The sequence below is a fragment of the Sphingomonas sp. Leaf257 genome, assembly GCF_001422185.1.
GTDB classification, from domain to species: Bacteria; Pseudomonadota; Alphaproteobacteria; order Sphingomonadales; family Sphingomonadaceae; genus Sphingomonas; species Sphingomonas yabuuchiae.
This window is the reverse complement of sequence record NZ_LMMH01000033.1, coordinates 1-14421: the sequence shown is the minus strand read 5'-3', so window position 1 is coordinate 14421 and position 14421 is coordinate 1. Positions and strand designations below refer to the sequence as shown.

General features: G+C 67.1%; 12 protein-coding genes and 1 pseudogene. 4 read left to right on the top strand and 9 right to left on the bottom strand.

Going from position 1 to position 14421, the window contains the following annotated elements; genetic code table 11:
- Positions 1–4 precede the first annotated feature (4 nt).
- The 3 genes from glgA (at position 5) to glgX (ending at position 5027) form a co-directional block, all read left to right on the top strand.
- A complete protein-coding gene (glgA, locus tag ASF14_RS14550; protein WP_056436510.1) occupies positions 5–1459 on the top strand; it encodes a glycogen synthase GlgA in 1455 nt (484 codons plus the stop codon).
- Entirely contained in the window at positions 1456–3081 is a 1626-nt protein-coding gene (locus ASF14_RS14545; protein WP_056436507.1) for an alpha-D-glucose phosphate-specific phosphoglucomutase, read from the top strand. The genes glgA and ASF14_RS14545 overlap by 4 nt, the downstream gene beginning before the upstream one ends.
- A 149-nt stretch (positions 3082–3230) precedes the next feature.
- A complete protein-coding gene (gene glgX, locus ASF14_RS14540) occupies positions 3231–5027 on the top strand; it encodes a glycogen debranching protein GlgX (protein WP_056436505.1) in 1797 nt (598 codons plus the stop codon).
- A 56-nt stretch (positions 5028–5083) separates the two neighbouring features.
- Here glgX and cyoD read toward each other — a convergent pair whose 3' ends face one another.
- From cyoD to ASF14_RS14515, 5 genes are read right to left on the bottom strand one after another with little or no spacing between them, the layout of a single operon-like run.
- Positions 5084–5467, bottom strand: a complete 384-nt coding sequence (gene cyoD / locus ASF14_RS14535) for a cytochrome o ubiquinol oxidase subunit IV (protein WP_056436502.1) — start codon at positions 5465–5467, stop codon at positions 5084–5086.
- Positions 5464–6099, bottom strand: a complete 636-nt coding sequence (locus ASF14_RS14530) for a cytochrome (ubi)quinol oxidase subunit III (protein ID WP_056436499.1) — start codon at positions 6097–6099, stop codon at positions 5464–5466. The genes cyoD and ASF14_RS14530 overlap by 4 nt, the downstream gene beginning before the upstream one ends.
- A complete protein-coding gene (gene cyoB, locus ASF14_RS14525) occupies positions 6096–8108 on the bottom strand; it encodes a cytochrome o ubiquinol oxidase subunit I (RefSeq protein WP_056436496.1) in 2013 nt (670 codons plus the stop codon). The genes ASF14_RS14530 and cyoB overlap by 4 nt, the downstream gene beginning before the upstream one ends.
- Entirely contained in the window at positions 8105–8992 is an 888-nt protein-coding gene (gene cyoA / locus ASF14_RS14520; protein ID WP_056436494.1) for a ubiquinol oxidase subunit II, read from the bottom strand. The genes cyoB and cyoA overlap by 4 nt, the downstream gene beginning before the upstream one ends.
- A 50-nt stretch (positions 8993–9042) precedes the next feature.
- Complete coding sequence (locus ASF14_RS14515) at positions 9043–9486, bottom strand: hypothetical protein (RefSeq protein ID WP_056436491.1); 444 nt, start codon at positions 9484–9486, stop codon at positions 9043–9045.
- A 77-nt stretch (positions 9487–9563) separates the two neighbouring features.
- On the opposite strand from ASF14_RS14515, the gene ASF14_RS14510 reads away from it, so the two are divergent.
- Complete coding sequence (locus tag ASF14_RS14510; RefSeq protein ID WP_056436488.1) at positions 9564–10406, top strand: HpcH/HpaI aldolase/citrate lyase family protein; 843 nt, start codon at positions 9564–9566, stop codon at positions 10404–10406.
- Positions 10407–10510: 104 nt separating this feature from the next.
- On the opposite strand, the pseudogene ASF14_RS14505 reads toward ASF14_RS14510, so the two are convergent.
- The 4 genes and pseudogenes from ASF14_RS14505 to ASF14_RS14490 form a co-directional block, all read right to left on the bottom strand.
- A pseudogene (locus ASF14_RS14505) lies at positions 10511–11878 on the bottom strand (ATP-binding protein); the annotation flags it as partial.
- Between the two features lies 1 nt (position 11879).
- Positions 11880–12636, bottom strand: a 757-nt coding sequence (locus ASF14_RS14500) for an ATP-binding protein (protein ID WP_156361235.1), incomplete at its 3' end; no start/stop codon positions are given.
- Positions 12637–12952: 316 nt separating this feature from the next.
- A complete protein-coding gene (bioB, locus tag ASF14_RS14495) occupies positions 12953–13975 on the bottom strand; it encodes a biotin synthase BioB (protein WP_056436485.1) in 1023 nt (340 codons plus the stop codon).
- Positions 13976–13989: 14 nt separating this feature from the next.
- Positions 13990–14421, bottom strand: a 432-nt coding sequence (locus ASF14_RS14490) for a cobalamin-dependent protein (protein WP_201780601.1), incomplete at its 5' end; no start/stop codon positions are given.

Here is a 14421-nt window from a genome sequence, read left to right as displayed (position 1 = left end):
CCCCATGACCCTTTCCGTCCTGTCGGTCGCCTCGGAGGCGTTCCCGCTCATCAAGACCGGCGGCCTCGCCGATGTGGTCGGCGCGCTGCCCGAGGCGCTGGCGCCGCACGACATCGCCGTTACCACGCTGATCCCCGGCTTCCCCAAGGTGATGCGCGCGATCGGCGAGGACGCCCCGCGCGTCCATCACTGGACGCACATCATCGGCACCGAAGCATATCTGCGCGAGGCGATGATCGGCACGCACCGGCTGCTGGTGATCGAGGCGCCGCAGCTTTGGGAGCGCGAGGGGCTTCCCTATGTCGATACCGGCGGAAATGACTGGCACGACAATTGGCGGCGCTTCGCGGTGCTGGCGCGCGCGGGCGCGGACCTCGCCTCGGGCGCTGTGCCGGGGTACGATTTCGACCTGCTCCACGCGCATGACTGGCAGGCCGCGCTCGCCCCCGCCTTTCTCCACTATGCGCCCGGCCCCGGCAAGGTCGCCAAGAGCATCGTCACCATCCACAATATCGCCTTTCAGGGCTCGTTCGCGGCGCACCACTTCCCCGATCTGGGCCTGCCCCCCGAGGCGTGGAGCGTCGACGGCGTCGAATATTATGGCCAGATCGGCTATCTGAAGGCGGGCCTGCGGACGGCGGATGCGATCACCACGGTCAGCCCGACCTATGCCGAGGAAATCCACCGGGTTCAGTATGGCATGGGGCTGGAGGGCCTGATCGCCGCGCGCGCCGAATGCGTCAGCGGCATCGTCAACGGCATCGACCCCGCCATCTGGAGTCCCAAGGCCGACCCCGCCCTGCCCGCCCCCTTCACCGTCGACACGCTGGACGACCGCATCGCCAACAAGCGCGCGGTCGAACAGGCGTTCGGGCTGGACGAGGATGACAGCCCGATCTTCACCGTCATCAGCCGCCTGACCTGGCAAAAGGGCATGGACGTGCTGGTCGAGGTGATCGACGATCTGGTGGCGCTGGGCGGACGGCTGGTCGTACTGGGGACCGGCGACCCGGCGCTGGAGATCGCCTTCGCCACGGCGGCCCTTCGCCATCCGGGCCGCGTCGCGGTGCGCATCGGCTATGACGAGCCGGTCTCGCATCTGCTTCAAGGCGGGTGCGACGCGATCGTCATCCCCTCGCGGTTCGAGCCGTGCGGGCTGACCCAGCTCTATGCGCTCGCCTATGGCTGCGTTCCCGTGGTCGCGCGTACGGGCGGGCTGGCCGATACGATCATCGACGCCAATGAGGCCGCGCTGGCCATGGGCGTGGCGACCGGGCTTCAGTTCGATACTGTCACCGCCGACAATATTGTTGCCGTGCTGCGTCGCACAATGAGACTCTATGCCGACCAAGACCAATGGCGGACCATCCAGGTCAATGGCATGAATGCCGACTATAGCTGGCACCATAGCGGCCGCCACTATGCCGAACTCTATCGATCCGTGCTGGGGAACCCATGATCAAGACCGTCGCGACTGAGCCCTATCTCGACCAGAAGCCGGGCACCTCGGGCCTGCGCAAGAAGGTTCGCGTCTTTCAGCAGCGCAACTATGCCGAGAATTTCATCCAGTCGACGTTCGATGCGCTGGGCGATGAAAAGACCGGCCAGACGCTGGTGATCGGCGGCGACGGTCGCTTCCTGAACCGCGAAGTGATCCAGGTCGCGATCCGCATGGCGGCGGCGAACGGCTTTGCCCGCGTCGTGGTCGGCCAGGGCGGCATCCTGTCGACGCCTGCGGCCAGCAACGTGATCCGCCAGCGTAAGGCGCTGGGCGGTCTGGTCCTGTCGGCCAGCCACAATCCGGGCGGGCCGGACGAAGATTTCGGCATCAAGTACAACATCTCGAACGGCGGCCCCGCGCCGGAAAAGGTGACCGACGCGATCCACGCCAACACCAAGTCGATCAGCCGCTGGCTGACCGTCGAGGCCGACGACATCGACCTCGACACGCCGGGCGAGGTGACGGTCGGGGACATGACGGTCGAGGTGATCGACTCGGTCGCCGACTATGCCGCGCTGATGGAGAGCCTGTTCGACTTCGCCGCGATCCGAAAGGCGGTCGAGGGCGGCTTTACCATGTCGTTCGACGCGATGAGCGCGGTGACCGGGCCGTACGCGACCGAGATTCTGGAAAACCGACTGGGCTTCGCCAAGGGCACGGTGAAGAACGGCACCCCCCTTCCCGATTTCGGCGGCCATCACCCCGATCCCAATCTGGTCCATGCTAGGCAATTGTACGACCGGATGATGGCCCCCGACGCACCCGATTTCGGGGCGGCCTCGGACGGTGACGGCGACCGCAACCTGATCATCGGGCGCGGCCGCTTCATCACGCCGTCGGACAGCCTGGCGATGCTGGCGGCGAACGCACATCTGGCGCCCGCCTATGCCGGTGGCCTGAAGGGTATCGCCCGCTCGATGCCGACCAGCGCCGCCGCCGACCGCGTGGCCGAGAAGCTGGGCATCCCGGCCTATGAGACGCCGACGGGCTGGAAGTTCTTCGGCAACCTGCTGGATGCAGGCATGGCGACGATCTGCGGCGAGGAAAGCGCAGGGACCGGCTCGGACCATGTGCGCGAGAAGGACGGGCTGTGGGCGGTGCTGCTCTGGCTCAACATCCTTGCCACCTCGGGCAAGTCGGTGGACCAGATCGCCCGCGATCACTGGGCGACCTATGGCCGCAACTATTATGCGCGCCACGACTATGAGGGCGTCGAGAGCGAGCGCGCCGATGCGCTGATGGCCGATCTGCGCGCCAAGCTGGCCACCCTGCCGGGCGAGACGTTCGCGGGGCTGACGGTCGAGGCGGCGGACGACTTCGCCTATACCGACCCGACCGATCAGTCGGTCAGCCGCAACCAGGGCATTCGCGTGTTGTTCGTGGGCGGCAGCCGCGTGGTGTTCCGTCTGTCGGGCACCGGCACCAGCGGCGCGACGCTGCGAGTGTATCTGGAGCGTTATTCCGCCGATCAGCTCGACCGCGAGACGCCGGAGATGCTCGCCGACATCATCGCGGCGGCGGACGAGATTGCCGGGATCACCCAGCATACCGGCCGCACCGAACCCGATGTGGTGACCTGATCCTACATCATTCCTCCCCTGCAAGGGGAGGGGGACCGCGGCGAAGCCGTGGTGGAGGGGTGTCACCCTCTCGATAGCGCGACACCCCTCCGTCATCGCTAGCGCGATGCCACCTCCCCTTCCAGGGGAGGAATTGCAATGCTGTCGCCATGACGAATCAGCCCTACCCCCTTGGTGCCACCCCCGTCCCCGGCGGCACCCGCTTCGCCGTGCGCTCGACCGCCGAGCGGGTGGAGCTATGCCTGTTCGACGGCGCAGACGAACGCCGTCTCGCCATGACCCGCGACGGCGATGTGTGGACCGCTACCGCCCCGGGCACGAACCATCTCTATGGCTACCGCGCGCACGGGGAATACGACCCGGCCCGCAACCTGTGGTTCGACCCTGCCAAGCTGCTGGTCGATCCTTACGCGCTAGAACTCGACCGCCCCTTCATCCAGTCGCCGCGTCTGGCGGCCTATGGCGAAGACACCGCCGACATCGTCCCCCGCGCCCGTGTCGTCACACCGCTGACCGACACCCCCGCTCGGCCGCTGTTCCGGCCGGGCGGGCTGATCTACGAACTCAATGTGCGTGGTTTCACCATGCGCCATCCCGCCATCCCGCCCGAACAGCGCGGCACCTTGGCGGCGCTCGCCCATCCCGCCGTGCTGGACCATCTGCGCAAGCTGGGCGTCGCGGCGGTGGAGCTCATGCCGATCACCGCTGCGATAGACGAGCGCCATCTGCCGCCGCTCGGCCTGCGCAATGCCTGGGGTTACAACCCGGTGGTGCCGATGGCGCTGTGCCCGGAGCGGGTGCCGGGCGGCGTCGCCGAACTGGTCTCGACCGTCGCGGTGCTGCGGCAGGCCGGGATCGGCGTTATCCTCGACCTCGTGTTCAACCATATGGGCGAGAGCGACATCCATGGCGGCACCCTGTCCTTTCGCGGGCTGGACCCGGATGCCTATGCGCGGACGACGGACGGCACGCTCATCAACGACGCAGGCACCGGCAACACGCTCGACGCCAGCCGCCCCGGCGTCCGTGCGATGATCCTCGACAGCCTGCGCCATTTCGCGCGGGCAGGCGTGGACGGCTTCCGCTTCGACCTGGCCCCGGTGCTGGCACGCGGACCGGGCTTCGACGCCCGCGCGCCCATCTTCGCCGAGATCGCCGACGATCCGATCCTGTCGACCCGCGTCATGATCGCCGAACCTTGGGATATCGGCCCCGGCGGCTATCAGCTCGGCAACTTCCCGGATCACTGGCTGGAGTGGAACGACAAATATCGCGATCAGCTCCGCCGCTTCTGGCGCGGCGACGAGCGGGCGGGCGATCTGGCGACACGGATCGCAGGCTCGGCGGATATATTCAGCAGCACCGCCAGCCGCTCGGTCAATTTCGTCGCGGCGCATGACGGCTTCACCCTCGCCGATCTGGTCGCCTATGCCCAGCGCCACAATCACGCCAATGGCGAGGACAATCGCGACGGGCATGGCGACGAGGTGTCGTGGAACCATGGGCAGGAAGGGGCGACAGATGATCCCGCCATTCGCGGCGCCCGCACCCGCTCGGTACGCGCGATGCTCGCCACATTGTTCCTGTCGCGCGGCACCCCGATGCTGACCGCCGGCGACGAGTTCGGCCGCAGCCAGAACGGCAACAACAACGGCTATGCCCAGGATAACGAGACGACCTGGCTCGACTGGGAGGCTCGCGACGCGGCGCTGGAGGATTTCGTCGCACAGCTCAGCGCCTTTCGCCGGGACCTACCTCTGGATTGGACCGACTGGCTGGCCGGGGGCGAGTGGCGCAACCTATCCGGTGGCCCGATGACGCCGGAGGATTGGGACGAGGGCGAAGGCTTTGCGCTTCATCTGCCAATCGGCGACGAAAAGCTGATCCTGCGCTTCGATCACAGGCACGGAGTCTCCGCGATCAGGGGGCGAGTGCTGGAAAGCTAAGACGCGACGGTATCGCATTGCTCCGCTCCCCTGAAGGGGAGGGGCTTAACCCTTGCTCACGGCGTCGCCATCGGTCCCATCAGATTGTGGTTCAGATGCCCCATGATCCAGATCGAGCCCAACAGCACCAGCGCCACGATCAGGATGCCGAACAGCAGCGCCAGCACATTGTTGCTGTTGTCCGGCCCGGTCGTGATGTGGAGGAAGAACACCAGATGCACCCCCATCTGCCCGATCGCCAGCGCGACCAATGCGGCGGGGACGGCGGGGCCCCAGACGATATCGAACTGCACCAGCGCAAAGGACGCCGCCGTCAGGATCGCGGCGGCGACAAGCCCGATCGCATAGCTGCGGATGCCGCCGACGACCGAGTCCTTCTCGCTTTCCACGCCCGGCGCGGTTTCGTCGCGGGCCATTTCCTCGTCGGGCCGCTCGCTCATCCGCGCACTCCCATCAGGTAAACCATGGTGAACAGCGCCACCCAGATGATGTCGAGCGCGTGCCAGAACAGGCTGAAGCACAGGATGCGGCGCAGGATATCCTCGCGGAACCCCTTGGCCCAGGCCTGCGCCATCATCGTCGTCAGCCAGAGCATCCCCAGCAGGACGTGCAGCCCATGGCACCCCACCAGCGCGAAAAAGGCCGACAGGAACGCACTGCGCCCCGGCCCCGCCCCCTCCCCGATCAGATGGAGGAACTCATAGGTCTCCAGCGCCAGGAAACCCGCACCGAGCAATCCGGTCGCCGCCATCGCGATCTGGAACCAGCGCATGTCGCGCGCCAGCGTGGCGATCCCCGCCAGCCCGCAGGCGAAGCTGGACAGGAGCAGCAGCACCGTCTCCGTCTCGACCAGCTTCAGCTCGAACAGGTCCTTGCCCGAAGGACCGCCCGCCGTCGCGTCCTTCAGCACCGCATATCCGGCGAAGAAGCAGGCGAACAGGATGAAGTCCGACAGCAGGAAGATCCAGAAGCCATAGGACACCACGACCCGCTTGGGCGCGGGGCCGTCCGGGTTCGGCTCGGCCGAACGGCCCAGCTTGTTGGGATCATGCGTCTGCGCCGCCCCGCTCATGACAGCGCCTCTTCCGGCAGGTCGAGCAGCGTCGCCTTGCTGCGGCGGCGGGCCTGGTCCAGCCGTTCGACCTCCTCGACCGGGATTTCATACTCGGCCTTGTCCCGCCATGCGAAGACGATGAACGTCCCCCACGCGCCGAAGAAGCCCAGAACCACCAGCCACCAGATATGCCAGATCAGCGCAAAGCCCATGGCCGTGGCGAAGAAGGCCGCGACGATCCCGGTCGGCGAATTGCGCGGCATCTCGATCGGTTCGTAATCGGGGCGATCGGACAAGGCGCGGTTCTCGCGCGCCTTCGCCTTGATGCCCCAATAGGCTTCCTCGCCCTTCACATCGGGCAGCACCGCGAAGTTGAAGGCGGGCGGCGGCGAGGTGGTGATCCACTCCAGCGTGCGCCCGTCCCACGGGTCGCCGCTCTCGTCGATCTGGTCGGCCCGCGTCTTGATCGAGACGTAGAGCATCATGATCTGGCAGGCGATGCCGGCGGCGATCAGCAGCGCGCCGACGCCCGCGACCAGCAGCCAGGGATGCCAGCCCGGCACGTCATAATGCTGCATCCGCCGCGTCATGCCCATCAGGCCCAGCACATAGAGCGGCATGAAGGCGACGTAGAAGCCACTGATCCACAGCCAGAAGGCGCGCTTGCCCCAAGTCTCGTCCAGCGTGAAGCCGAACATCTTGGGAAACCAGAAGGTGAACCCCGCAAAGGCCCCGAACAGCACGCCGCCGATGATGACGTTATGGAAATGCGCGACCAGGAACAGCGAGTTGTGCAGCACGAAATCGGCCGGGGGCACCGCCAGCATCACGCCGGTCATGCCGCCGATCACGAAGGTCACGATGAACCCGATCGACCACAGCATCATCGACGTATAGCGGATGCGCCCGCCATACATGGTGAACAGCCAGTTGAAGACCTTCACCCCGGTCGGCACGGCGATGATCATCGTCGTGATGCCGAAGAAACCGTTCACATCGGCCCCCGCCCCCATGGTGAAGAAATGGTGCAGCCAGACCATGAAGGACAGGATGCAGATCACCATGGTCGCGATGACCATCGAGCGGTATCCGAACAGCGGCTTGGACGAGAAGGTCGAGATGATCTCGGAAAACACGCCGAAGGCGGGCAGGATGAGGATGTAGACTTCCGGGTGGCCCCAGGCCCAGATGAGGTTGACGAACATCATCTGGTTGCCGCCCGCTTCGGGCGTGAAGAAGTGGAAGCCGAGATAACGGTCGAGGATCAGCATGCCGAGCACGGCGGTCAGCACCGGAAAGGCCGCGACGATCAGCAGGTTGGAGGCCAGCGAGGTCCAGGTAAACATCGGCATCCGGCTGTAACCCATGCCGGGTGCGCGCATCTTCAATATGGTGGTGACGAGGTTCACACCCGACAGCAGCGTCCCCATCCCCGATATCTGGAGCGCCCAGAGATAATAATCGACACCGACGCCGGGGGAGAAGCGCAACTCCGACAGCGGCGGATAGACCAGCCAGCCGGTCTTGGCGAACTCGCCGATGACCAGGCTCATATTGATGAGCAGCGCGCCACTGGCGGTCAGCCAGAAGCTTACCGAGTTGAGCGTCGGAAACGCCACGTCGCGCACGCCGAGTTGCAACGGCACGACGAAGTTCATCAGTCCGATCATGAACGGCATCGCCACGAAGAAGATCATGATCGTGCCATGCGCCGAGAAGATCTGGTCGTAATGATCGGGCGGCAGATAGCCTTCATTGCCATAGGCGATCGCCTGTTGCGACCGCATCAGCAGCGCATCCGAAAAGCCGCGCAGCAGCATGACGCCTGCCAGCAGACAATACATGACGCCGATCCGCTTATGGTCGACGCTCGTGATCCATTCGCTCCAAATGTAGGGTAGATGCCCGCGCCGCCACACCCAGATGAAGACGCCGAGCAGGACCAGCCCGATGACGCCCGCCGACACCAGGGGCAGCGGTTCGTGGAACGGGATCGAGTCCCAGCCGAGCTTGCCCGTGAAACTCATTGCTCGCGCCCGTCCTTGGCCTTCTCACCCTCGGGCGCGCCGTTCCTCATGACGATCTGGTCGTAAAGGCCGGGCTGGAGCCGGGGATAGCTGGCGGGGCGGACATTGCGACTGGGATGCGCCATCGCGACGAACTCGTTCCAGTCGAGCGTCTTGCCCTGCCCTCCCTGCGCGGTCGCGACGAAGCGATCGAAGCTCGCCTGGGGAACCGCATCGACGAAGAAGTCCATATCGGCAAAGCCCTCCCCGCTATAATGCGCCGACAGCCCGCGATAGCGCCCGGCCTTGTCCGCGCGCAGGTGAAGCGTCGAGTCCATGCCCGACATGGCGTAGATCTGGCTGCCCAGCTGCGGCACGAAGAAGCTGTTCATCACGCCTGCCGAGGTGATGCGGAACTTCACCGGCGTGCCGACCGGCACGACCAGCCGGTTGATCGTCGCGATCCCCTGTTCGGGATAGAGGAACAGCCATTTCCAGTCGGTCGCGACGACCTCGATGGTCATCGTCCTGGCCTTGGACGCGATGGGCTTGGGCGGGTCGAGATCGTGGCTGCCGATCCAGGCGATGCCGCCCAAAAACATGATCGCCAGCGCGGGAATCGACCAGACCAGCAGCTCCAGTCGCCCCGAATAGGCCCATTCGGGCAGATGCTTGGCGCGGGTGTTACCCGCCCGGAACCACCAGCCGAAGGCGAAGGCCAGGATGATGACCGGCACCACGATGGCCAGCATCACCGCCAGCGAGTTGAAGAAGATGCTGCGCTCGCCCGCCGCGATCGGTCCGGCGGGGTCCAGGATGCCCGGCTCACAGGCGGAAAGGACGACGCACAACCCAAGGCACGCAAAACGCGCGGGAATTTTGGCGAGGCGCGGATCGCGGATCATTCAGCGGGTGAACGGCGGCCTCCTGCTTTCGTTCCGCCCCCGCAAAGGGATCAGGCGGCGAGTCTTTGCCCCTCGCCGTCGTCGCTGTCATTGGCGGGCCGCTCCACCCGGCGCGGGCGAGCGGTCCGGCTGGCGGACATCCGCCCGGCCCAGCGGCCGAAAACAGGCCAGCGCGCCAGCATCGAGGAGGACAGCACCGCCGCCATGACCAGTTCGGCCACCCCGCCCCATTCGATCGCCGAGGCGAGCATGACCAGATCGCCCATCGGCGCGGCCGCCGCGGCCAGCATGCGAATCTCGTCGATCTCGAACCAGATGGCGAGGCCCAGCAGCGCGATCCCCAGCGCCATCATCGCCCAATGCCCCGGCCGGACCCGGCCGAGCAGCCGCGCGGGGGCCTCGACCAGCATGGCCGCCAGCCAGCGGCTGATGGGCAGATCCGGCCAGACGTGAAGCGTGATCGTCAGCCCCAGTAGCAACAGCGTCGCGGTCATATCATCCCCCTTCGAGGGTTCGATTATGGCGCGCCCCCGCCATTTTACCAGAGGCATGACGCCGCTATGCTCGTGCGATGACTCTGCGCAGCGCCCTGTTCCTCCCCGCCTCCAACCCCCGCGCCATCGTCAAGGCGCGTAGGCTCGACAGCCATGCGGTGATCCTCGACCTGGAGGATGCGGTCGCCCCCGACGCCAAGGCCGTGGCGCGCGACGCGGCGGTGGCGGCGGTGTGCGAGGGGGGCTTTGGCGAGCGGGTGTTGGTCGTGCGGACGAACGGGTTCGACAGCCCCCATGCGGCCGACGATCTTGCCGCGCTGGCAGAGGCGTGTCCGGCGGCGGTGCTGATCCCCAAGGTCGACGATGTCGCGACCCTGGCCGCCGCACGGGCGGCGCTGGGGCCGGACGTGCCGCTCTGGGCGATGATCGAGACGTGTCGCGGAATCCTGTCGCTGGGCGCGATCGCGGGAGCCGCGAGGGAGTTGGGGCTGACCGCCCTGATCGCGGGGACGAACGATCTGGCGAAGGAGATGCGCCTGCCCTCGCCCCCCGCGCCCGAGGCGTTGCTGCCCTTGCGCGTCCAGATCGTCGTCGCCGCCCGAAGCGCCGGGCTGATTGCGCTGGACGGCGTATGCAACGCCCTCGACGCACCCGATCGGCTGGCCGCGGAATGTGCCGAAGGGCGGCGTCTGGGCTTCGACGGCAAGACGCTGATCCATCCCAACCAGATTGCCGCGGCGAATACGGGCTTCGGCCCGGACGCGGCCGAGATCGCTTGGGCGCGGAGGGTGGTGGAGGCCTTCGCCGATCCCGAGCAAGCGGCGCTGGGCGCGATCCGGCTGGATGGCCAGATGGTCGAACGCCTGCATCTGACGGAAGCGGAGCGCATCTTGGCGCTCGGCCAGCGGTCGGTCGAATAAACGCCCCTCACCCTTCCCACCCGCTATCGCGGGCGGGCCCCTTCCCTCTCCCGCCGGGAGAGGGAGGGAGGCGCAAAGCGCCGGAAGGGTGAGGGTGTGTCGGCTTACTCCAGCTCCAGAATCACCGCATCGACGGCCAGGCTATCGCCGGTTTTGGCGGAGATGGTCTTGACGGTGCCCGTCTTGGCGGCGCGCAGGATGTTTTCCATCTTCATCGCCTCGACAACGGCGAGCGGCTGGCCGGCCTCGACCTGGTCGCCCTCGGCGACGTCGAGGCGGACGAGGAGGCCCGGCATGGGGGCGATGAGGAACTTCGACAGGTCGGGCGGCACCTTTTCGATGAGGTGCTGGGCGTAGGGCGCGGCGCGGGCGGGGAGCACGCGGACCGTGTGGCTGGCCCCGCGGGTGGTCAGGCGGAAGCCGGTGCGGGTCTTGGCGATGCGGACGTGGAGGGCCTCGCCGGCCTCGTCCTCGACCGCGATCATCCGGTCGCCGGGGGTGTAGGCGATGGCGAGGTCGAGCTCGGCGCCGTCGACGTTCAGGCCCTCGGTCGAGACGTTGACCGCATGGTCCGCTCCCCCGATCCGCACCGTCCAGTCGGCGGGCGGTTGCAGGCGGTGGCCGAGCTGGCCGTCGATGCGGCGGGCGCGGTCGGCTTCGGCGGTGGCGGCGAAGGCGGCGACGGCGGCCAGCGTCCGGGTCAGTTCGGCCGACGCGGGCGCGCCCTGGAAGCCATCGGGATATTCCTCGGCGATGAAGCCGGTCGACAGCGTGCCCGAGCGGAAGCGCGGATGCTGCATCAGCGCGGAGACGAAGTCGATATTGGTCCCCGGCCCGACGATCTCGAACGCGTCGAGCGCGGCGATCTGCGCGTCGATCGCGGCTTCGCGGGTGGGTGCCCAGGTGACCAGCTTGGCGATCATCGGGTCGTAGAACATGCTGACCTCGCCGCCCTCGGCCACGCCGTCGTCGACGCGCACGCGCACGTCGTCATCGGCCTGCTCGGCGGGCGGGTTGTAGCGGACCAGCCGCCCGGTCGAGGGCAGGAAGCCGCGATAGGGGTCCTCGGCATAGACGCGATTCTCGATCGCCCAGCCGGTCAGCGTCACATCGTCCTGGCCGAACGCCAGCTTTTCTCCCGCGGCGACGCGGATCATCTGCTCGACCAGATCGAGCCCGGTGATCTCTTCGGTCACGGGATGCTCGACCTGGAGCCGGGTGTTCATCTCGAGGAAGTAGAAGCTCTTGCCGCTCGTATCCGCCCCCGACACGATCAACTCGACGGTACCCGCCGAATAATAGTCGACCGCCCGCGCCAGCGCGACCGCCTGCTCGCCCATGGCGCGGCGCATCTCGGGGGTAACGAAGGGCGACGGGGCTTCCTCGACCACCTTCTGGTGGCGGCGCTGGACCGAGCATTCGCGCTCGCCGAGATAGACGATGTTGCCATGTTGGTCGCCCAGCACCTGGATNCCGCCCATCGGGACGGGACGAAGGGCGACGGGGCTTCCTCGACCACCTTCTGGTGGCGGCGCTGGACCGAGCATTCGCGCTCGCCGAGATAGACGATGTTGCCATGTTGGTCGCCCAGCACCTGGATCTCGATATGGCGGGGGCTCTCGATGAACTTCTCGATGAAGACGCGGTCGTCGCCGAAGCTGGCCAGCCCTTCGCGCTTGGTCGCCTCGAAGCCTTCGCGGACATCCGCCTCGGACCAGGCCAGGCGCATGCCCTTGCCGCCGCCACCGGCGCTGGCCTTCATCATTACGGGGAAGCCGATGTCGGAGGCGATGCGCACCGCCTCCTCGGTATCGGCGATCTCACCCAGATAGCCGGGGACGACATTGACGCCCGCCGCCTTGGCGAGCTTCTTCGACTCGATCTTGTCGCCCATCGCGGCGATGGCGCCCGGCGGCGGGCCGATGAACACGACGCCCGCCTCGGCACAGGCCTTTGCAAAGCTCTCGCGCTCGGACAGGAAGCCATAGCCGGGATGGATGGCATCCGCGCCGGTCGCCTTGGCAGCGGCGAGGATCAGCTCGGCCTTGAGATAGCTCTCGGCGGCGGGCGCGGGGCCGAGGCGTACCGACTCGTCAGCCAGCCGGACATGCGGCGCACCGGCATCGGCGTCGGAATAGACCGCGACGGTGGCGATACCCAGGCGGCGGGCCGTGCGGATCACCCGGCACGCGATTTCCCCGCGATTGGCGATCAGGATTTTCTGGAACACGGGGATACCTCTCCTTTTATGTCGTTGGTCCGTGTCGCCTGTTCCCCGGCGAAGGCCGGGGTCCAGTGTCTTCATGGTCGGTGGCGCGCCGTGCCGCCTCGGGGGGAGGCCTCTGCCACGCGCCATCGATCCTTCACCGCAACTGGGCCCCGGCCTTCGCCGGGGAACAGAAGAGTGAGCCGTAATTACTCCGCGGCGACCCGCATCGGTTCGGCACCTTCCATCGGCTTCAGGGACAAGCCGGAGGCGGCCGGACTGGCCTGGGNACCGCAACTGGGCCCCGGCCTTCGCCGGGGAACAGAAGAGTGAGCCGTAATTACTCCGCGGCGACCCGCATCGGTTCGGCACCTTCCATCGGCTTCAGGCCCAGCTTGGCGAACAGCGCGGCGTCGGCATCGTCGCCCGCGTTGCCCGCAGTCAGCAACTTGTCGCCGGTGAAGATCGAGTTGGCCCCCGCCATGAAGCACAAAGCCTGGGTCGCGGCCGACATGCTCTCACGCCCAGCCGACAGGCGGACCATGCTCATCGGCATGGTGATGCGCGCGACCGCCACGGTGCGGACGAACTCGATATCGTCGATCCGCGCCAGCGGCGTATCGGCCAGCATGTCGCCCAGCACCGTGCCCTTGACCGGGACCAGCGCATTGACCGGCACGCTTTCGGGATGGCGCGGCAGGGTGGCGAGCGCGTGGACGAAGCCGACGCGGTCGCCCCGCGTCTCGCCCATGCCGACGATGCCGCCGCAGCACACCGAAATCCCCGCCTCGCGCACGTTGGACAGCGTCTCCAGCCGGTCCTCGAAGCAGCGCGTCGTGATGACGTTGGCGTAGTTTTCGGGCGAGGTGTCGATGTTATGGTTGTAATAGTCGAGCCCCGCCTCGGCCAGCCGCTGCGCCTGGGGCGCGTCGAGCATGCCCAGCGTCATGCAGGTCTCCAGCCCCATGGCCTTCACGCCCTCGACCATGGCGACGACCTTGTCCATGTCGCGCTCCTTGGGGCTGCGCCATGCCGCGCCCATGCAGAAACGCTGCGAGCCCGCCGCCTTGGCCTCGGCCGCCGCCGCCAGCACCGCCTGCACGTCCATCAGCTTTTCGGCCTTCACGTCGCTCTCCGCCGAGGCGCTTTGCGAGCAGTAACCGCAATCCTCGGGGCAGCCGCCGGTCTTGATCGAACACAAAGTGCACAGCTGCACCTCGTCCGCCGCATGATGCGCGCGGTGCACTTCGGCTGCACGGAAGAGCAGCTCGGGGAAGGGCAGGTCGAACAGCGCGGCGATCTCGGTGCGGGTCCAGTCGGTGCGCAAGGCCGCCTCGGGGCGAAGCGCGGTGGTCGTCGTCATTCCGTCATGTCCTGTCATTCGCCCGTCTCGGGCGGCATGTTATGGCCCAGCAGCCTCAGCACATCCTCGGCCGCCTTCACAAGATTGGTGCCGGGGCCGAATATCGCCTGCACCCCGGCATCGTAGAGCGCCTGATAGTCCTGCGCGGGAATAACGCCACCCGCGATGACCTTGATATCGGCGCGGCCCGCATCGCGAAGGTGGCCGATGAGTTCGGGGATCAGCGTCTTGTGCCCCGCCGCCAGGCTGGAGGCGCCGACGACGTCGACATCGCGGGTGAGCGCCACTTGCGCGGCTTCCTCCGGCGTCTGGAACAGCGCGCCGGGCACCACCTCGAACCCCAGATCGCCGAACATCGAGGAGACGAGGTTCGCGCCCCGGTCATGCCCGTCCTGGCCCATCTTGGCGACGAAGAGGCGCGGCTTGCGGCCCAAACGGCGCTCCAC

What these genes read in the sequence shown, in the direction of transcription:
- glgA (WP_056436510.1), top strand. Translation starts at nt 5, where the DNA reads ATGACCCTTTCCGTCCTGTCGGTCGCCTCGGAGGCGTTCCCGCTCATC.
- ASF14_RS14545 (WP_056436507.1), top strand. Translation starts at nt 1,456, where the DNA reads ATGATCAAGACCGTCGCGACTGAGCCCTATCTCGACCAGAAGCCGGGC.
- glgX (WP_056436505.1), top strand. Translation starts at nt 3,231, where the DNA reads ATGACGAATCAGCCCTACCCCCTTGGTGCCACCCCCGTCCCCGGCGGC.
- cyoD (WP_056436502.1), bottom strand. Translation starts at nt 5,467, where the DNA reads ATGAGCGAGCGGCCCGACGAGGAAATGGCCCGCGACGAAACCGCGCCG.
- ASF14_RS14530 (WP_056436499.1), bottom strand. Translation starts at nt 6,099, where the DNA reads ATGAGCGGGGCGGCGCAGACGCATGATCCCAACAAGCTGGGCCGTTCG.
- cyoB (WP_056436496.1), bottom strand. Translation starts at nt 8,108, where the DNA reads ATGAGTTTCACGGGCAAGCTCGGCTGGGACTCGATCCCGTTCCACGAA.
- cyoA (WP_056436494.1), bottom strand. Translation starts at nt 8,992, where the DNA reads ATGATCCGCGATCCGCGCCTCGCCAAAATTCCCGCGCGTTTTGCGTGC.
- ASF14_RS14515 (WP_056436491.1), bottom strand. Translation starts at nt 9,486, where the DNA reads ATGACCGCGACGCTGTTGCTACTGGGGCTGACGATCACGCTTCACGTC.
- ASF14_RS14510 (WP_056436488.1), top strand. Translation starts at nt 9,564, where the DNA reads ATGACTCTGCGCAGCGCCCTGTTCCTCCCCGCCTCCAACCCCCGCGCC.
- bioB (WP_056436485.1), bottom strand. Translation starts at nt 13,975, where the DNA reads ATGACGACGACCACCGCGCTTCGCCCCGAGGCGGCCTTGCGCACCGAC.